The organism is Streptomyces sp. NPDC051987, from assembly GCF_040680735.1.
Taxonomy (GTDB): Bacteria; Actinomycetota; Actinomycetes; order Streptomycetales; family Streptomycetaceae; genus Streptomyces.
In genome coordinates this window covers 34,687-53,256 of the sequence record NZ_JBFAXI010000017.1, presented here as the reverse complement: position 1 = coordinate 53,256, position 18,570 = coordinate 34,687, and the positions used below count along the sequence as shown (strand labels likewise).

Here is an 18,570-nt window from a genome sequence, read left to right as displayed (position 1 = left end):
GACCCATGAGCCACATCGTCGAACTGCGCAGTGACACCTTCACCCTGCCCACCCCTGAGATGCTCGACGCCGCCAGGTCGGCCCGCCTCGGCGACGACGTCTACGGCGAGGACCCGACCGTGCGGGAACTGGAGGAGCTGTCGGCGAAGCTGCTCGGCAAGGCGGCCGGGGTGCTGATGCCCAGCGGCACGATGGCGAACCTCGCCGCGCTGCTCACCCACAGCCCGCGCGGCGGCAAGGCCGTCGTCGGCGCCGAGTCCGACATCTACGTCTACGAGGCGGGCGGCGCCTCGGTGTTCGGCGGCCTGGTCTACGAACCCGTCCCCGCCGCCGCGGACGGCACCCTGCCGCTGTCCGCGGTGGCGGACGCCCTCGACGTCGACCGGGAGGACCCGCAGTTCGCGCTGCCCGCGGTGCTCTGCCTGGAGACGCCGAACAACCGTCTCGGCGGGATCCCCCTCGACACCGGCTACCTCGCGGCGGCCGGCGCCCTGGCCCGCGCGCACGGCGTCGCCCTGCACCTGGACGGGGCCCGCGTGTTCAACGCGGCCCTCGCCCTCGGTGTGTCGGCCGCCGACATCGCCGCCCCGGCGGACACCGTCCAGTTCTGCCTGTCCAAGGGGCTGTCCGCCCCGGTCGGGTCGATGCTCGTCGGGGACGAGGAGTCCATCGCCGACGCCCGCCGGTACCGCAAGATGCTCGGCGGGGGGATGCGTCAGGCCGGCATGATCGCGGCGTGCGGGATCGTCGCCCTGACCGGGATGATCGACCGGCTCGCCGACGACCACGCCCACGCACGCCTGCTCGCCGACGGCCTCGCCCAGATCCCCGGACTGCGCCTGGACGCCGAACCCCCGCGCACCAACATGGTGTTCTTCACCGTGGACACCGACCGCACCGCCCACACCACCGAATCCCTCATCGAGGGGGCGCACGCCCACGGCGTGCACCTCGCGGAACTGGGGCGGGGCCGCATCCGCGCGGTCACCCACTCCGGCATCACCGCCGCCGACGTCGACCGGGCCGTGACGGTGCTCGCGGACGTCATGGCCACCGCGCCCGGGGCCCGGTGGTGAGCGACCAGGCCACCGCGCCCGCGCCCCCCTCCGCCGCGCTCCGCGACCACCACGCGTTCCGGTTGTTCTGGGCGGCGGAGACGGTCAGCCAGTTCGGCACGTACGTCGGCAACGCGCTGCTGCCGCTGCTGGCCGCCACCACTCTGGCGGCGACCCCGCTGGAGATGGGCCTGCTCAGCGCCGCGGAGACGACCGGCTACCTGCTGATCGGGCTCCCGGCGGGGGTGTGGGTGGCGCGGGCCCGGCAGCGGCTGCTGATGCGGCGCGCCAACACCGGCCGGGCGCTGCTGCTCTGCACCATCCCGGTGGCCTGGTGGGCCGGCCTGCTCACGGTCGGCCAGTTGATCGCCGTGGCTCTGCTGTGCGGTGTCCTCGCCGTCCTGTTCGACGTCGCCTACCAGTCCCACCTCCCCGCCCTGATCGGCCGCGACCGTCTCCTCCAGGGCAACGCCCGTCTCCAGTCCAGCCAGTCCCTCGCCCAGATCACCGGGCCCGGCGTGGGCGGCACGTTCGCCCAGCTCGCCGGGCCCGCCCTGCCGGTGCTGGCCACGGCCCTCGGCTATCTGACGTCGACCCTGCTGCTGCGCCGGGTCCGTGAGCCGGACCCGGCCCACCCCGCCGACGGCACCGGCCGGCGGCTGCTCGCCGAGGTACGCGCCGGACTGCGGTTCCTGGTCCGCAGCCGCACGCTGCTGGCCATCACCGCCTGCACGGCGACCGCGAACTTCTTCGCCGGGGTGCTCAGCGCCGTGCAGGTCCTCTTCCTGACCGGGGCGCTCGGCCTCTCCGGGTCCGCCGTCGGGGCCGTCCTGAGCGTGCTGGGCCTGGGCGGGGTGCTCGGGGCGCTCTCGGCGTACCGCGTCGTGCGCCGCGTCGGCCAGGCCCGCGCGGTGTGGCTGGTACCGCTGGTCACCTTCCCGGCCCTGCTGCTGGTGCCGCTCGCGGGGCGCGGGGTGCTGCTCGTCCCGGCCCTGGCCGGGTTCCTCGTCACCGGGTACGGCGTCGTCGTGTACAACGTCGCCCAGGTCAGCTACCGGCAGGTGGTGTGTCCGGAGGCGATGCTGGCCCGGGTGAACGCCTCGGTGCGCTTCGTCGGTTTCGGCGCGATGACCGTGGGCGCCCTGGCCGGAGGGGTGCTCGGCGGGTCGGCGGCCGGGATCAGGGGCACCCTGTGGATCGCGGCCTGCGGCACCTGCCTGGCCGCGGTGTGGGTGGTGTGCTCACCGCTGCGCGGAATGCGCGACTTCGCCGGCCCGGGGGTGGATGGGGCCGGTGGTGCCGCCGAGCGGGGCGCCTGACCGGCCGCGGGTGCGGGCGAGGATCTCGGCGACGATGGACACCGCCGTCTCCTGCGGGGTCGCGGCACCGAGGTCGAGCCCGATCGGCGCGTTCAGCCGGGCGAGGGCGTCGGGCCCGACCCCTTCGGCACGCAGGAGTTCGAGGCGGCGGGCGTGGGTGCGGCGCGACCCCATGGCCCCGACGTAGCCGAGCGGGCGCCGGAGCGCTTCGCGCAGCAGCGGGACGTCGAACCGGGGGTCATGGGTGAGCACGCACACCACGGTGCGTTCGTCGGTGGCGGTGGCGGCGAGGAACCGGTGCGGCCAGTCGGTGACGACGCGGTGCGCGTGCGGGAACCGCTCAGCGGTGGCGAAGACCGGGCGGGCGTCGCACAACGTGACGTGGTAGCCGAGGAAGCGGCCCGCCTGGGTGAGGGCGCCGGCGAACTCCACCGCTCCGAAGACGAGCATCCGCGGGGCGGGTCTGCGGGTGTGCACCAGCGCCTCGGCAGCGGAGCAGTCGGCGTCCCCGGCGGTGCGCACGAGCCCGGTGACACCGGTGCGGTGGACGCCGGCGGCGAGCGCGGCCAGACGCGGCGGCACCGGCCCGGCGGGAGCGGGGGTCCCGTCGTCGGACAGCGGCAGGACGCGGCCCGCCAGCGTCGGGTCGGCGCTCCGGGTGATCTGCAGCAGGCCCACGGTCCGCCCCTCGGCCGCCGCGCTGAGCGTGGCCGCCAGTGGGTGCCGGTCGGCCGGGTGGACGCGCTGGACGTGGACGCGGATGCCGCCGCCGCACATCAGGCCGGCCGCCCAGGCGTCGGTGTCGGAGGAGTCGAACTGCGCCTCCTCGGGAGTCGCGTCCTCCTCCAGTTGCCGTCGGCACAGTTCGTGGACGGCCGCGTCCACGCACCCCCCGGAGACGCTCCCCGCCGCCCGCCCGTCGGCGTCGACGGCCATGGAGGTGCCCACCGGCAGCGGTGTGCTGCCGGTGGCATCGATCACCGTGGCCACGGCGAAGGGGCGGTCGGCGCGGCACCAGGCGGCGAGGGCGGGGGCGATGTTCAGCACGGGGGGCTCTCTTCTCGTACGCGGTGCTCGTGGGCGGGCGGGCCGGAAAAGCGGGCCGCGGTCACGGCCGGGGCCCCGCGCCCGGCCGGTACCGGCGGTGGACGCGGGGCCCCGGTGGTCACCCGGCGGGCCGCGGGCGCAGCAGACTCAACCGGGGTACGGCGGCAGGGTCCTGGCAGTCGAGGCGGGCCGTGCCGCCGACCGGGAGGGTGAGCATCGGGTCGGCGTGGCCCAGCGGGAGGCCGGCGGCCACGGGCAGCCCGTCCGGCAGGACCCGCAGCAGGGTCTCGTCGTGCCCGGCGAATCCGGAGGACGTCGGCCGCGGACCGCTGATCCGGCTCAGCACCACGCCGGCCGCCCGGTCGAGGACACCGGCCAGGCGGAACTGCTCAAGGCGCGCCCAGAACTCGTCCGGGGCCATGCCGTCGGCCTCCAGGAACAGGATCGAGCCGGGAGCGGGTTCGGGCCACAGGGGGGTGCCGAGGAGCAGACCGAGCACCAGGAGGGAGCCTCCCCACAGGGGTCCTTCGGCCGTACCGGCGCGCAGGGTGCGGGGCGGCTGGGCGCCGCTGTTGCCGTGGCGGCGGCGGTCGTCCTCGCGGTCCCAGAAGAGGTTCTCGTCCGACCAGTCGCCCGCCGTCGGCACCGTCCGCTCGGTCCACGGGTGCCACGCGCCGAGCACCTGGTCGAACTCGGTCTCGGTGGCTTCCCAGGGGCCGTCCGCCTCGCCCCATTCGGAGACGACCATGGGGCCGTGGAAGGCGATCAGTCCGGACCGGCGGGGCACCAGGTTCACCAGGGAGGTCAGGTCGCTGTAGCCGACGAGCGGCTTGCCCGCGCGGCCGATGCGGTCGAAGTCCAGGTGCGGGAGGACGGGGGTGAGCGTCCACCCTCCGACGGCCGCGATCACGCCGTCGGTCTCCTCCAGGAGCGTGTGCAGTTCCTGGGCGAGCGCGGCGGGCGGCAGGGTGCCCGGCCCCTGTGCGGACCGGCAGGAGTCGCCGACGACGACGGCGTGTCCGCGCCGGCGCAGGGCGGCGAGGCCCCGGGCGAAGCGGCGCGGGAAGAGGACCGGGGCCGGGGAACTCGGTGCCCACACGCCCAGCGTGGCGTTGGCCGGCAGCGCGGCGGGCCAGCGCGCCGGCGCGGCGGCGCCGGACGCGGCCGGGGTCGTGTCCGGTCCGGTGGTCGTGATCGGTCCGGTGGTCGTGTTCGGTCCGGTGGTCGTGGTCATGCGCTCGCTCCGATCTCCTCGTCGCGGCGGTCGGGACCGGTGGTCCACTCCTCGTGGCCGCGCAGGGCCAGGTGGTCGAGGAGGCCGTCGACGGTCAGGGTTCGTTCCGGTTCACCCGTGCCGCGCGCGCCGCGCAGGCGGACGGTCCCGCTGCCGGCGGCGTCGCGGCCCACGACCACCCGCCAGGGCACGCCCACCGCGTCGGCGAAGCGCATCCGGCTGCCCATGGACGCGCCGTGCCGGTCGTCGAGGACGACGCTGACCTCGGCGTCGAGGAGGGTCCGGTAGATCCGCTCGGCCGCTTCCGTCGTACCGGGGTCACGGCCCTGGACGGTCACCGTGACGTCGAAGGGCCGCACCGCGGCGGGCAGGGCGATGCCCTCGGCTACGCGGTGCTGTTCCAGCAGGGCCAGTACGCAGCGCTGGACGCCGATGCCGTAGGTGCCCATCACCGGGGCCCGCAGCTGGTTGTCCTCGTCGCGGAAGCGGACGTCGAAGGCAGGGGTGTGCGGGTAGCCGTAGCCCATGGCGACTCCGCCCTGCGGGATGTCGTCCTCGGCGGTCCTGGGGCGCGTGGCGTCGCGGTGGTAGGGGATGGTGCGGCTGCGGGGACGGTCGCCGCGGGCGTAGGGGAAGATGAACTCGAAGCCGCCGGTGGCCTCGTCGCGGACCAGTTCGGCGCGCAGCCGCAGCCGGTCCAGGACCGCGCGGACGGTGCGCTGGGCGTGCGCCGCGCTGGCGAGGTACGCGGTGTGATCGGTGTCCAGGCTGGCGAACAGACAGCACTGGAACTGGCGGGAGTTGTAGATGCCCTGCGGCCGGTCGCGGAACCGGAAGATCTCCCGGAACTCGAACAGCCGCATGGGGAGCTGCCGGTGAGAGGCGAGGCCCGCCGAGCCGATCCAGCTCAGCAGGGGTTCCTCGCTGGTGGCGGCGAGGGTGTACTGCTCGAACGGGGCGCTGAAGCCGATCAGTTCGCCGCCGAACCGTTCCAGCCATCCGGCCGGCGCGAGGGTCTCGACGCGGTGGACGGCGGGTCCGCGGAACTCGGCGTACCCGGCGCGTTCCATCTCTCTGCGGACGACCTGCCGGATGTGGGTGACCAGGCGCTGGCCGATCGGGGCGAACCAGGGGAATCCGGCGTCGGTGAAGCGGGCCAGTCCGAGGTGGTGCGCGAGGTCGGCCTCGGTGTCGTCGGGATCGGGAAGAGGAGCGCCCAGCAGTTCGCTGTGCGGGATCCTGCTCAGTCTCATCGGTACTCCGGTACGGGCGTAGGGATCCGGTGGGCCGCCAGCAGGTCCAGGACGCGCCAGGGCGGCAGATGGCGCTCGGTGAGGCGGACGCCGAGGTGCGCGAGCGCGTCCTCCACGGCGCCCACCACGGCCGAGGGGGCCAGGACCGCGCCGCCCTCGCCGAGGCCGCGGAAGGGCACGTCGCCGGTCCGCCGGGACTCCAGGTGGACGACGTCGATCGCCGGAGCGGTGCGGGTGGTGGGCAGCAGGTACTCGGTGAGGTCGCGGGAGAGCTGTGCGCCGTCGGGTCCGTACCCCGAGCGTTCCTGGAGCACGGTGCCGATGCCCTGCACGGCGCCGCCGCGCAGTTGTCCGTCCGCGATCGCCGGGTTGATGATGCGTCCGCTGTCCGCGACGACGAGGTAGCGGTCGACGGTGACCGTGCCCAGTTCGGGGTCCACCTCGACCCAGCAGCAGTGGGTGGCCTCCGCCCAGCCGGTCTCCTCGCTGTCGAAGATCTCGCTCACGTCGAGCCCCGCCCGTGCCCCTTCCGCGGCGAGGCACGCGGCGGCCAGGTCGGCGACCGTGCCCACGGTGCGGCCCTCGCATCGGTCGACGACCTTCCCGGCGACGATGTCCAGGTCCAGGGGGTTGCGTCCGGTGCGGCGCCCGACGGCCGTCAGAAGGTTGGCCCGCAGGGTGCGGCAGGCGCGCAGCACTCCCCCGCCCGCGAGGGCCGCCGCCCGGCTCGCGCCGGTCCCGGCCAGGCTGTAGGGCACGAGGGCGGTGTCCCCGTGCACGACGTCGACCGCGTCCAGCGGCAGGCCCAGGGTGGTCGCCGCGATCTGCCCGAGCGTGGTGACATGGCCCTGGCCGTGCGGGATCTGTCCGGTCCTGACCTGCGCACGGCCGTCGGGGCCGAAGAGGACCCGGACGGGTTCGGGACCCATGTGGGCGCCCATCGCCTCGTGCAGACTCCACGGGCCGGGCGCGGGTTCCAGCAGCGTCGCGATGCCGAGTCCGAGCAGCCGTCCCCGCGCGCGGGCCGCCGCCTGCCGGGTGCGGAACTCCGCGACGGCGGCTTCCTGCCGGGCCTGTCGCAGGGTCGAGCCGAGTGCGGGGACGTCGGTGAGCCGGGCGCCGGTGATCATGCGCGGTTCGGGGCCGTCCACCGGCGCGAGGTGCCGCAGCCGGTAGTCGGCGGGTTCCTCGCCCACCGCGCGGGCGATCAGGTCCATGGTGCGCTCGGCGGCGAACGTCGCCATCTCCCAGGGGCCGCGGTAGGCGACGTACGGGGTGCGGTTGGTCAGGGTGAGGCGGCCGGTGAACTCGTAGGCGGGCACGCGGTAGGCGTTCGGGATCAGGCAGCCGACGATGGCGACGAAGACGGCGCTGGCGACCGGGGGCACGGGGTAGGCGCCCTGGTCGACGAGGAGATCGGCGCGCAGGGCGAGCAGCTCGCCGTCGGCCCCCAGGGCCGCCTCGACGTCGATCTCCTCGCCCCGGGCCTGTCCGGCGGCGATCAGGTGTTCGCGGCGGTCCTCGATCCAGCGGACCGGGCGGCCCAGGTGGCGGCTCGCCCAGCACACGGCGATGTCCTCGCGGAACACCCCGCCCTTGATGCCGAAGGAACCCCCCATGTTCGCGGGGACGCGGACCCTGACCAGGTCGAGGTCCAGGCCGAGGACGTCGGACAGGTACTGCCGGTGGGAGGTCGGCGACTGGGACGCCACGTCGTAGGTGAGCCGGCCGCTGCCGGGATCGTAGGAGGCGAGGCCGCCGCGGGGTTCGAGGGGCGAGTTCTGCACCCGCTCCTGGCGCAGCCGGTGGCGCACCACGCGGGCGGCCCGCGCGAAGGCACCGGTCACGTCGCCGTGGACGCGGTGCTCGGTGTAGAGGACGTTGCCGTCCAGGTCGGGGAAGAGGGGCGGGTGCGCGCCGTCGGCGCCGGCTCGCGCGTCCAGGACGGGCGGCAGGTCGTCGTAGCCGACGACCACGAGCGAGGCGGCGTGCTCCGCCTCCGCCTGGCCGGTGGCGACGACCAGGGCGACGGGGTCGCCCTCGAAGCGGACGCGGTCCTCGGCGAGCGGAGTGAAGCCGGGGGCGGTGTAGCCCTCCAGGGGGCAGGCGATGGTGATCGGGTTGAGGCTGCCGCGCAGGTCGGCGGCGGTGAGGACGGCGACCGTACCGGGCGCGGTGCGGGCCGCCTCGGTGTCGATGCCGGTGATGCGGGCGTGCGGGCGGGTGCTGCGGACGAAGCGCGCGTGCAGGGTGCCCAGACGGTCGAGGTCGGCGATGAAGCGGGCGCGGCCGTCGAGGACGGCGCGGTCCTCGGCGCGCAGGGCGCTGGTGCCGATGGCGGGGTCGGTGGTCGCGGCCGCAACGGACGGCGTGGGCGCGCCGCCCGCCTCAGCGGGTGTCCAGGTGCGGGCCGCGGTCAAAGTGGCGCGGACGATGCTCTCGTAGCCGGTGCACCGGCACAGGTTGCCCGCGAGCCGGTGCCGGACCTGTTCCTCGGAGGGGTCGGGCTCCTCGGTGAGCAGGGCGTGGATCTCCATGAGGAAGCCGGCGGCGCAGAATCCGCACTGGAAGGCGTGTTCGGCCCAGAGCACCTCGCGCAGGTGCCGCATCAGCGGGTCACCGGGGTCCTCGGCGGTGCGGACGGGCAGCCCCTCTGCCTGCGCGGCGAGGACCGTGCAGGCGCGGGCCGTACGGCCGTCGAGGAGCACCGTGCAGGAGCCGCAGACGCCGTCCTCGCAGCCGAGCCGGACGGACGTGCGTCCGAGGCAGTCGCGCAGGTGGTCGGCGAGGGTCCCGCACCGGTGCGGCTCGCCCGCGGGTGGTTCGGGGGCGGTGCCGGGTGTGCAGGTCATGGTGTCTCCCGCGTCGGTACGGGTGGTGCGTCGGGGCCGGAGCCGCTCGGTGCGGGCGGCGCGCCCGCGCCGGGGCGGCGCGCCCGGGTGATCGCCTCGGTCAGCACGCGGTCCGCGAGAACGCTTGCGGCGTGCCGGCAGTACGCGGCGGGTGGCCCCTGCCGCTGCGGCTGTCCCGGACCGGTGGGCACGGTCTCGCCGGCGGCGGCACCGGCGTCCCGGAGCCGGTGGGTGACGTCCACCGCGGTGGGCGGGGAGACCCGGGTGCCGACGGTGACTTCGGCCCGCAGCACGGTGCCGTCCGGTGCGGTGTCGACGACCGCGGCGACCGAGGCGACCGGCCGGCCGCCGACCGGATGGGCGACCTGGCCGAACGCGTGGCCGCTGCCCGGCCCGCGCAGGGGCAGCTCGACGGCGGTGAGGATCTCGCCGTGCCGCAGCCCCGGGCCGGCGAGGAGGGACCGCAGACCGGCCGTGCGCGCGCCGCCGGGACCGCTGACGAGGAGGCGCGCGTCAAGGGCGTACGCGGCGACGACGAGCTGGGCGGGGTGGGCCGCGTGGGCGAGGGTGCCCCCGAAGGTGCCGCGGTGCCGGACGGACGCGTGGCCCGTGCGGGCCGCCGCCTCGGCGACCAGGGGGGCGGCGGCACCGATGCGGGCGTGGGTGGCGAGGGTGTGCTGGCGGGTCATGGCGCCGATCCGCAGGAAGCCGTCGTGCTCGCCGACCCCGGTCAGCTCCCCCAGGTCGCGGAGGTCCACCAGCAGGCGGGGCGTGCGGTCCCTGGACGCCAGCAGCGGGACGAGGCTCTGGCCGCCGGCCAGCGGCAGGGCTTGGCCCGGCGGGGCGTCGGCCAGGCGGGACACCGCCTCGCCGAGGCGCCGGGGCGCCACGTGGGCGATCGGGGGGAGCTTCACGGACGACGACGCCTTCTCTCGGGACGGGGCCCGCACCGGAACCCGGGGGATCCGGTGCGGGCCGAGGGGTCAGGGCCGCGGGAGGACCGGGCTGGAGTCGAACAGCTCCGGCTCGCCGAGCTCGTCCGCCTCGCAGCGCACCAGGAGCTCCGTGTAGCCCATCTGCGCGAGGTTGTCGCGGAAGAGCCGCATGTAGACGGCGTACTGCTCGGCCAGGACCTCCCGGGCCTCGGCGCTCAGCTCGTCGAGATGCGGCCGGGCGAGGATGTCCCGGACGAAGGAGTCGACGACCTCGTCGGAGATCCAGTCGAAGGTGTACTGCGCGCGGGAGAACGGGATGCGGCCGTCACCGAGGAAGAAGTCCAGCCAGTAGGACTCGTCCAGGGGCTCCACCGTGACCTGGATGGCGGCGGTGACGTCGGCGAGCAGCTGCTCGGAGGGCTGCTTGACGTAGTACATCGGGATGGCGGCGATGAACCCGCCCGGCTTGACCACCCGGGAGTACTCGGCGAGCGCCTTGGCGCGGTCCGGGATGAGGGAGGTGACGTTGCCGCAGAAGACCAGGTCGAAGGTGTCGTCGGGGTAGCCGGTCGCGGTGGCGTCGTTGACCTCGAAGGTGATCAGGTGGTCCACGCCGAGGCTCTCGGCGCGGCGCCTGGCCTCGGCGATGCTGCGCTCGTTGATGTCGATGGCGGTGACCCGGCAGCCCACCAGACGGGCCAGCTCGATGGCCGTGATGCCGGTGCTGGTGCCGATCTCCAGGACGTGGCTGTCCTTGTCGAGGTGGGCTCCGACGGCCAGGTGGGAGATGGTCTTCACGCCGCCGGGCGGGCGGTTGGTCTCGCGCACGACGGAGATCAGCTCGTTGTAGTTCATCGCGCGGATCTGCTGGGCGGTCAGGTCGCCGAGGTTCATGAGGTGCTCCTTGTGAGAGAGGTGGGAGATGTCCGGGCCGAGAGGCGGTGCCGGAGGGGTCAGGGGGTGGCGGGCAGGCCGTTGGCGCGCTCCAGGAGCTGCAGGTCGCGTACGTCGGAATGGCGCAGGACCCACATGAAGAAGCGCTCCACGCCCATGCCGAAGCCGCTGGTGTGCAGGGGCTTCTCCTGCTTCATCCGCAGGTACCAGTCGTAGTCGTCGGGCGAGACGCCGTGTGCGTCGAGCGCGGCGAGGGCGTGGGCGGCGTCGGTGTGCCGTTCGCCGCAGCCGATGACCTCGCCGGGGCCGATGAGCAGGTCGGCGTTGAGGGCCTTGGCGCCGGTGGCGTCGGTGGCCTGGTAGAAGGGGACGGAGAGGTGGTCGAAGTGGGTGAGCCACACCGCGGGACCGTGCAGTTCCATGAGGCGGCGCTCCCCCGCCCTGGTGATGGTGCGCCACTGGTCGTGGAACTCGAAGTACTCCGGGTCGCCGTCGAGGGCGGTCACGGCCTCGTCGAAGGTGATCCGGGCGGTCGGCTTGGCGAGGAAGTCGGTGAGGTGCTCGACGCCGCCGGCGATCCGGGCGACGGGGCCCTCCAGCTCTCGCAGGACCGCCTCCGTGAGGTGGCGCAGGTAGGCGTCGGCCACCGCGATCACGTCGTCGAGGCCGCCGGGGATCTCGGCCTCGCTGTGGAAGAACTGGCTGAGGTGGGTGGCGTCGGTCTCCTCGCCCCGGAAGCTCGGCATGAGGTAGTAGCAGCCCTGGTCGGCCAGGCGGCAGCCGTACTCCAGGAGGAACTGCATGGAGTCGGCGAGGTAGGTGGGGACGCCGAAGAGGTCCACCTGGACCGGCAGCGAGTCGCTGCCCAGTCCCATCGGCGAGGAGATGGAGGAGGTGGTGACGGGGAGGTGGAGCGCCTTGACCTGCCGGGCCCGCCAGAACGCGGCGGTCTCGTAGTTCACCAGGTCCTGGAGGTCGACCAGTGAGGTGTACAGCGGGTCGTCCAGGATCCGCAGGAAGCGCGGCAGGGCCTCGGTGAGCGACCCCTGCGCCGGGCGTGATTCGACTTTCGACATACCGTGGACCTCCAGTTTTTCGCGCACGCCCGTCAGGGACGGGATCGGGGATGGGGACGGCCGGCCACCCGGCGGTTGGTCCTCGCTCCGGCGGCCGTTCGACTGATCGCAGCCTGGCACCTGGCGATTCCCGTTCCGTTGCCGTTCGTTCCGCGGCCACCGCCGGGTGTGCGGGACGCAGGGAAAGCGATGGGTACGGCGTGGGGCGCGGCGCTTTTGCACCAGGCCACCGGGAGCGCCCCACGAGCGCTCCTGATCCCGGCTCAGCCCAGGGCGGCGAGCCAGGTCTCCACGAGGGAACGGTCCAGGAGGCAGGTGCGGAAGACGCCGCTGCACCGGAGTTCGTCGCCGGTGTCCGAGATCCACAGGCTGAGGTCGAACATGGCGTCGGACAGCGTCGGTACGCTCAACTGCCCGCGCACGCCGTCCAGTTCCAGGCGCATGACGGGGTTCCCCGAGATGAAGACCGACCGGCGTTGGTAGGCGAACTGCCCGTTGCCGGCGCCGCCGTTGCCCACCGCGTCCCGGATCACGTCGAAGGGGACGCCCTGGTGGCGCAGGGTCCACAGCACACTCTCGCGGACCGCCTCGGCCATGGCGGTCAGGTCGGCGGACCGCGGTTCCGGCACCGTGACAGGCAGGACGCTGACGAAGTTGCCGAGCACGTCCCGGGCGGCGGGCACGAAGCGTCCGGGCAGCGGGGAGAAGAAGGAGAGGCCGGGACCCAGCACGCTGGGGCGCATCGCGTGCAGCAGTTTGGCGGTGGCCAGCATGAAGCTGGACACCGACAGTTCGGCGGCCTGCCGGACGTGTCGTTCGTAGGCGGCGCCGGTGAGGACGGTGGCGGCCTGCTCGCCCTCCCGGGTGCACTCCGTCCAGGGCAGGGGCCGGCCCAGCACCATGTCGGGGATGCCGTCGGGCAGTCGTCGGCGCCACGCGTCGCAGAGTTCGCCACGGGCGGCGCCGGCCAGGGCACGGCGTTCGGCGGCGGCGACCCGGGCCAGGGAGGCACGGGGCCGGGCGCGGTCGGTGCCGACCGAGTCACCGTCGCGGTACGCGGCGGACAGGTCGTCGAGGAAGCGGGCGTAGGAGATGCCGTCGCAGACCGTGTGATCGGCGGTGACGACCAGGACGCAGCCCTCCCCGCCCGGGTCCCGCACCAGGGTGACCCGCAGCAGGCGCCCGTCACGCAGGTCGAAGGGTCTGGTCATCTCGGCGTCCGCGAGACGGCGGGCGGTCGCCCGGGTGGACTCCCAGTCGGCGGTGACCGGCTCGACCACGTCCACCCGCGGACGCCAGGCCGTCTCGCGGTACTGGGGTCCGTGGTCGGGGTCGACCCGGTAGCGGTGTGCGAGCGCGGGATTGAGGGCCACGGCACGCGCCAGCGCCCCTTCGAGCCGGGGCACGTCGATCTCCGCGCCGGGGAAGGCGAAGAGGAAGCAGGTCAGGTTCTCCGACGGCAGCGAACCGTCGTCACGGAGCTGGTGGCGCAGGCCGATGCTCATCCGGTGCGGGACGCCGCGCCAGAGATCGGCCGAGGCGTCGGCGGAGGCGTCGGCGGAGCCCTCGGTGAGGACATCGGCCGGGACGTCGGCCGAGGCTCCGGGCGAGACGTCGGCAAGCAGTTCGGCCGGGACGTCGGCCGAGGCTCCGGGCGAGACGTCGGCAAGCGGTTCGGCCGGGACGTCGGCCGAGGCTCCGGGCGAGACGTCGGCAAGCGGTTCGGCCGGGACGTCGGCCGAGGCTCCGGGCGGGAATTCGGTGGGGCGGGCGGTCAACGGGACTCCTCAGGAATCGCGGGGCTGCGCGGGCGGTACGCCGTCACGGGCCGCGAGCGCCGTCCGGCCCGGCGCCTGTCCGGGAAGCGACGGCCCGGGATTCGCGGTCGGGTCGGCGCCGTCGTCGTCGCGCACCGGGCCGGGAGCGGGCGTCCGCGGTCCCGCACCGGTGGACCGGCGGTCCGCGGCGAAGCCCGCGAGGTGCAGGAGCGCCGCCGTCACCTGGGCCAGGGCCAGCACGACGAAGAGCGTTCGGGTTCCCTCCGCCCGGATCGTCGTGCCGCTGACGAGCAGTCCGCAGGTGCCCCCGGCCAGGGCGACGGCGGTGGCCACGGTGAGCGCCTCCGGCCGCACCGCGCCCGGCAGGCGCAGCGCGCGCACCGCGGCGACCGGCGCGCTGGAGACGCCGTTGAAGAGTCCGGCGAGGACCAGGCAGCCGAACACCGCGGTGATCCCGAGCGGCAGCGGCAGGACCAGGAAGCAGAGAGCCAGGAGCACCCGGCCGCCGACCGCGAGCACCGGTGCGGACAGGCGCCGCAGCAGGGGGCCGACGAGCAGGGTTCCGGTGAGGGCGGCGGCGCCGAAGGCACCGGACAGCGTTCCGGCGACCGTGGACCCGTGTCCGCCGGACTCCAGGGCGACCACCGGCAGGGCCGCGAACAGACCCTGCCAGGCGAACTCGGAACAGACGAGGGCGAGCGACCAGGTGGCGGTGAGGGGATCGGCGAGCAGCGCGCGTAAGCCCGCCGTGCCCAGTCGTGAGGGAGGGGGCGGCGACGGGACGACCGGAGGGAGGAAGCGGCGGAGCACCAGCAGCGACAGGGCGAAGCTGGCGGCGTCGGCGAGGATCACGGGGGCCGAGCCGAACAGGGCGACGAGGACGCCGGCGAGGGGCGGTCCGAGCGTCATGCTGAGCCGCATGGCGCCCTGGAGGGCGGCGGTGGCCCGGCTCAGCAGTGCCCCGTCCTCGCCGGCGACGTCGGCGAGCGTGGCCTGCTGAGCTGCGGAGTAGGGCGCCATCACGGCGCCGAAGACGAACATCGCCGCGGCGGTCAGCGGCACCGCGAGGGTTCCCGCCGAGGCCAGGAGCGGGACGAGCGCGATCAGCACCCCGCGGCAGGCATCGCCCAGGAGCATCACGCGGCGGGGGCCCGCGCGACCGGTCCAGGAGGCACCCAGGGTGCCGACCAGGGTGGTCCCGGCCATCTGAGCGGCCATCACCACGCCCATGGCACCGGCCGATCCGGTCCGGGTGAGCATCAGCCACGGCACGGCGACGACGGTCAGCGAGCTGCCCAGCATCGACACGCACTCCGCGGCGAGCACGGCCCGCAGCGCCGGGTGGCGCCACAGGCCGGTGCCACGGGCGGCGCTGGTGCCGGGGGCGGTGCCGGTGTGGCTCACGGGCGCGGTCCGACGACGTGTGCGGTGAACTCCGCCAGGCGCGGCAGGCTGAACAGGACGCTCAGGTCCACCTCGCGGCCGAACCGGCGGGAGACCTCGATGATCAGGCTCTCGGCGAGGAGCGAGTGGCCCCCCAGTTCGAAGAAGCTGTCCTGGGGCCGGACGTCGTCGATGCCGAGGACGTCCTGCCACAGTCCGATCATGGTGGCGAGGGCGTCGTCGTCGGTGTGTGCGTGGTCCGCCGGGCCGCTGCCGGACCCGGCACCGGAGGCCGGGTTCGCAAGGATCTCGGCCACCGGGGTGTCGGGGTCGTCGGCGACGGTCCAGAGGATGTCCTGGTAGTCGGTGGCCAGTGCCTTGAGCAGGGGCTCTCCCAGGGCTCCGAAGGGGTCCTTCCACAGCACATGGGTGCCGGCGCTGTCCTCGCGGACCATGACGGCCAGGGTGAAACCGGCGGTGCTCTCGATGTCCTGAAGGCTGAGCACCGCGTGGCTGCCGGGAGCGTCCAGCCTCAGGTCCATGACGTCCAGGCCGTCGCGCAGGCCCGCGTGCCAGTACTGGAAGATGCTGCGGTGGGTCAGTTCGCGGGCCTGCGGGCCCACCAGTCCGGCGCTGCGCATGATCGTCGGCAGCGGCAGGTCGCCGTGGGCGAGGGCGCTCTTGACCCGTTCGCGGAGCCGGCGCATCACGTCGGTGTAGGTGTCGGCCGCGCTCACGCGGGCGCGTACCGGAAGCAGGTTGACGAAATAGCCGACCTGCTGCCGGGTCTCCTCCAGAGTACGGCCGTGGAAGGGCAGGAAGGACAGGACGTCCGAGGCACCGGTGTGGCGGCGCAGCAGGGCGTAGTAGCCCGCCATCAGGGTGGTGACGTAGGAGACGCCGGAGGTCTTGGCGCGGTGGCGCAGTCCGGAGACCAGGTCGTCGGGCAGGACGTCGCTGAGCATGGTGGGGCGGGGCGGGTCGGCGGGGGTGGCCGGAAGGGTGAGGGGGGTGATCCCGGTGCCCAGCTCGGCGGCCCAGTAGGCCCGGTGGCGTTCGCCGTCGGTGTGCTCGGCGAGCCGGACCGAGCGCAGGGCGTGCGCCTGCAGGGCGCGGGGGTCGTCGGGCACGTCGATCGGCTTCCCCGCGTACGCCTGGCGCAGGGCCTCCAGCAGGAGCAGCACGGACGCGCCGTCGGCCACGATGTGGTGGAGCGTCAGCAGCAGGACCTGCCAGTCGGGGCCGGTGAGGAGCTGGACCCGGGCCAGCGGGCCGGTGTGCAGGTCGAACGGGGCCCGCCAGGCCAGGCGTACGGCCTCGTCGCGGGCGAGGTCCGAGGTGATCTCGGTGACGGGGATCGGCGGGGCGTCGCCCCAGTCCAGCCGGTGACTGCCGGGGCCGCCCGTCACATGGCCCCTGAGGTGCGGGAACGCCGTGCCCAGACGGTCGACCGCGTGGCGCAGTCGGCCGGGATCGAGGTCGCCGTCGACGGCGAGCGGGACGGGGATGATGTTGGTCCACTGCCGCGGATCGATCTGCCAGGCCACCTTCATGGCCTCCTGCCCCACGGAAAGGGGCACGCTGTGCGGGGTGTCGGACGGGGGCGTGAGGGGGGTGGTGTGCGGGGTGGTGTTCATCGAAAGTCGTCTCCCGGGTTCCACGCGTGGTGGTGTCGTGACGAGGGGCGCCGGACGCGTGGGGCGTCCTCGCCCGCGGTGGGGGCGGCCGGGTCAGATCCGCAGCCGTACCTGGTGGCGGCGCAGCCAGGCGTCGAGTTGGAGGAGCATCTCCACGTCCGCGCGCCCGAACCACCCGCCCCGGTCCAGGAGCCGGGGGTCGTCGGCCACCCGGGCGGCGGCGTCGAGGTCCGTGACGGCGTGCACGGGTGCCGACGGGTCGTCGAGCAGGTCGCGCAGGCGGCGGGTGACGAAGGCCTTGTACCGGTCGTCGTAGAGGGCCGGGAAGGTGGACTTCCGGCGTTCCAGGACGGAGGGCGGCACGAGGTCGCGGGCCAGGTCGCGCAGAATGCTCTTGGTGCGTCCGCCGGTGAACTTCATCGCGACCGGGACGTTGTACATGAACGTGTAGAGCGCGTGGTCGGCGAACGGGAACCGCATCTGGACCCCGGCGGCGGCGCCGAGGCGTTCGGTGTGCAGCATCGTCTGTTCCAGCAGCCGGGTGACGGTCAGATGGTCGATCTGCCGCACGGTGCGGCGGCCCGGTGAGTCGCCGGGGAGGACGGGGACGCGGTCGAGCGCGGTGCGGAACACACGGTCCAGGTATCCGTCCACGTCGAGGACGCGCAGCAGCTCGGGGTGGAACAGGCCGGTGCCGATGCCGTGGGTGACGCCGAACCGACGGGCCTGTTCCAGCCAGGGGAAGGTGGTCAGTTCGGGCACGCCGTCGAGGTCGCCGTAGAGACCGCCGAACATGGTGTCGGCGGCCTCGCCGGAGAGCCCGACGGCGCAGTGCGCGGCGAGGGACCGGCTGAGCAGGTACGGGGTGACGTTCTTGTCGCCCCAGGGGGTGGGGTAGTCCTTCGCGGCGAGCACCTCTGCGCGGGTCGCGGGGTCGAGGACCTGGTCGACGTCGACGACGACGTCCTCGTGGTCGCAGTCCCAGAAGCGGACGACGTCCTCGATGAAGGGGCGGTCGGGGATGCGGGAGGTGGTGCGGGCGAAGGACACGGTGCCCGTGACCGGCCGGCGCCCGGTCCCGGTGGCGACCAGGCCGGCGAGGACGCTGGAGTCCAGCCCGCCGGAGAGGAGCACGGCCGTGTCGTCGTCCTCGATGTCCGCGGCGACCGAGGCCCGTAGCAGCCGGTCGGCCTCCTTGGCGGTGGCGTCCGCGTCGAGGACGTGTTCGTGGGCCTCCAGGGCCCAGTAGGCGCGGGCGCGGACCACGCCGTCCGGGGTGAAGCGGAGCACGGTGGCGGGCGGGACCTCGTGGACGCCGCTGAGGGCGCCGCGGCCGTCCTCCCGCATCAGGGTGAGCAGGGCGCACAGGGCGTCGGCGTCGGCCTCGGGGGTGACCAGGGGGTGCGCGGCCACGACGGCGACGTCGGAGGCGAAGACCACGCCGCCGGGCGTGCGGGTCCAGCTCAGGGGACGGACGCCGAACCGGTCCCGGCCCAGCACGAGGTCACCGGACCGGGCGTCCCAGACGGCGAACGAGCAGAGTCCTTCGAGCCGTTCGGCCAGCCCCGTGCCCCAGCGCAGGTAGGCCCACGCGATCACCTCCGCGGCGGAGGGCGGGTGCGGACCGGGGCGGCGGCCGGCACCGAGCGCGTTCCACAGGGCCGCGGCGTTGCGCAGATGGCCGTCGCACACGGCGACGACGACGGTCCGGCCGTCCTCGCTGACGGTGGCCGGGGCGGCGGGTCCGCGCCGGACGGGGTCGCCGCGCTGGACGAGCGCGGCACGCGGCTCGCTCCAGCTGCCGCCGTCGTGCGGGGCCCGGACCCGCAGGCCGGTGAGCATCCCGCGCACCTCAGCGTCCGCGCGTGTCAGATCACGCTGTCCGTCGGTCCATCCCGCGATGCCCGCCACCCGGTCCCACCTCGCCCACGGCCGTCTGCTGCGTGCCACGCGATGCCTCCGGACCCGCTGGCCCGGACCGGCTGGTCCGCGTCGCCTTGACGCCGTCACGCTAGGTGGGGGCGGTACCGGGCGACCCTCCGTCGGGATTCCACCGGAGGGCTCCGCCGAGCCGGCTCCGGAACGCGGCGGGCACGGTACGGGAACG

Annotated in this window: 13 protein-coding genes; 2 read left to right on the top strand and 11 right to left on the bottom strand. The window is 74.4% G+C overall.

Annotated elements, in window-relative coordinates:
• Nucleotides 1-5 precede the first annotated feature (5 nt).
• Both AB0M11_RS12370 and AB0M11_RS12365 read left to right on the top strand, forming a co-directional pair.
• Nucleotides 6-1,076, top strand: coding sequence for a GntG family PLP-dependent aldolase (locus AB0M11_RS12370; protein ID WP_365704247.1), 1,071 nt, complete (start codon nt 6-8; stop codon nt 1,074-1,076).
• Nucleotides 1,073-2,374, top strand: coding sequence for an MFS transporter (locus tag AB0M11_RS12365; protein WP_365704245.1), 1,302 nt, complete (start codon nt 1,073-1,075; stop codon nt 2,372-2,374). Before AB0M11_RS12370 ends, AB0M11_RS12365 begins: the two co-directional genes overlap by 4 nt.
• Here the strand turns inward: AB0M11_RS12365 and AB0M11_RS12360 are convergent.
• The 11 genes from AB0M11_RS12360 to AB0M11_RS12310 form a co-directional block, all read right to left on the bottom strand.
• Nucleotides 2,297-3,421 carry an XdhC/CoxI family protein gene (locus AB0M11_RS12360; protein ID WP_365704243.1) on the bottom strand — a complete coding sequence of 375 codons (1,125 nt, stop codon included), beginning with the start codon at nt 3,419-3,421 and terminating at the stop codon, nt 2,297-2,299. The two genes, AB0M11_RS12365 and AB0M11_RS12360, sit on opposite strands and share 78 nt — an antisense overlap.
• A gap of 118 nt (nt 3,422-3,539) precedes the next feature.
• Nucleotides 3,540-4,655, bottom strand: coding sequence for an LD-carboxypeptidase (locus tag AB0M11_RS12355; protein ID WP_365704241.1), 1,116 nt, complete (start codon nt 4,653-4,655; stop codon nt 3,540-3,542).
• Nucleotides 4,652-5,908: a His/Gly/Thr/Pro-type tRNA ligase C-terminal domain-containing protein gene (locus AB0M11_RS12350; RefSeq protein WP_365704239.1), complete on the bottom strand. Its 1,257-nt coding sequence runs from the start codon at nt 5,906-5,908 to the stop codon at nt 4,652-4,654. Before AB0M11_RS12350 ends, AB0M11_RS12355 begins: the two co-directional genes overlap by 4 nt.
• Nucleotides 5,905-8,760 carry a molybdopterin-dependent oxidoreductase gene (locus tag AB0M11_RS12345; protein ID WP_365704237.1) on the bottom strand — a complete coding sequence of 952 codons (2,856 nt, stop codon included), beginning with the start codon at nt 8,758-8,760 and terminating at the stop codon, nt 5,905-5,907. Before AB0M11_RS12345 ends, AB0M11_RS12350 begins: the two co-directional genes overlap by 4 nt.
• Nucleotides 8,757-9,674 (bottom strand): FAD binding domain-containing protein, encoded by a 918-nt coding sequence (locus AB0M11_RS12340; RefSeq protein WP_365704235.1) that lies wholly within the window; start codon nt 9,672-9,674, stop codon nt 8,757-8,759. The genes AB0M11_RS12345 and AB0M11_RS12340 overlap by 4 nt, the downstream gene beginning before the upstream one ends.
• A 69-nt stretch (nt 9,675-9,743) precedes the next feature.
• Complete coding sequence (locus tag AB0M11_RS12335; protein WP_365704233.1) at nt 9,744-10,589, bottom strand: class I SAM-dependent methyltransferase; 846 nt, start codon at nt 10,587-10,589, stop codon at nt 9,744-9,746.
• 59 nt (nt 10,590-10,648) lie between these two features.
• Nucleotides 10,649-11,665 (bottom strand): amino acid--tRNA ligase-related protein, encoded by a 1,017-nt coding sequence (locus AB0M11_RS12330; protein WP_365704231.1) that lies wholly within the window; start codon nt 11,663-11,665, stop codon nt 10,649-10,651.
• 263 nt (nt 11,666-11,928) lie between these two features.
• Nucleotides 11,929-13,443: a condensation domain-containing protein gene (locus tag AB0M11_RS12325; RefSeq protein ID WP_365704229.1), complete on the bottom strand. Its 1,515-nt coding sequence runs from the start codon at nt 13,441-13,443 to the stop codon at nt 11,929-11,931.
• 9 nt (nt 13,444-13,452) lie between these two features.
• The gene (locus AB0M11_RS12320) at nt 13,453-14,847 is read right to left on the bottom strand and encodes an MFS transporter (protein ID WP_365704227.1); all 1,395 of its coding nucleotides are present in this window, start codon (nt 14,845-14,847) and stop codon (nt 13,453-13,455) included.
• A complete protein-coding gene (locus tag AB0M11_RS12315) occupies nt 14,844-16,463 on the bottom strand; it encodes a condensation domain-containing protein (protein WP_365704225.1) in 1,620 nt (539 codons plus the stop codon). The genes AB0M11_RS12320 and AB0M11_RS12315 overlap by 4 nt, the downstream gene beginning before the upstream one ends.
• Before the next feature lie 93 nt (nt 16,464-16,556).
• A complete protein-coding gene (locus tag AB0M11_RS12310; RefSeq protein WP_365704223.1) occupies nt 16,557-18,413 on the bottom strand; it encodes an asparagine synthase-related protein in 1,857 nt (618 codons plus the stop codon).
• Nucleotides 18,414-18,570: the final 157 nt, after the last annotated feature.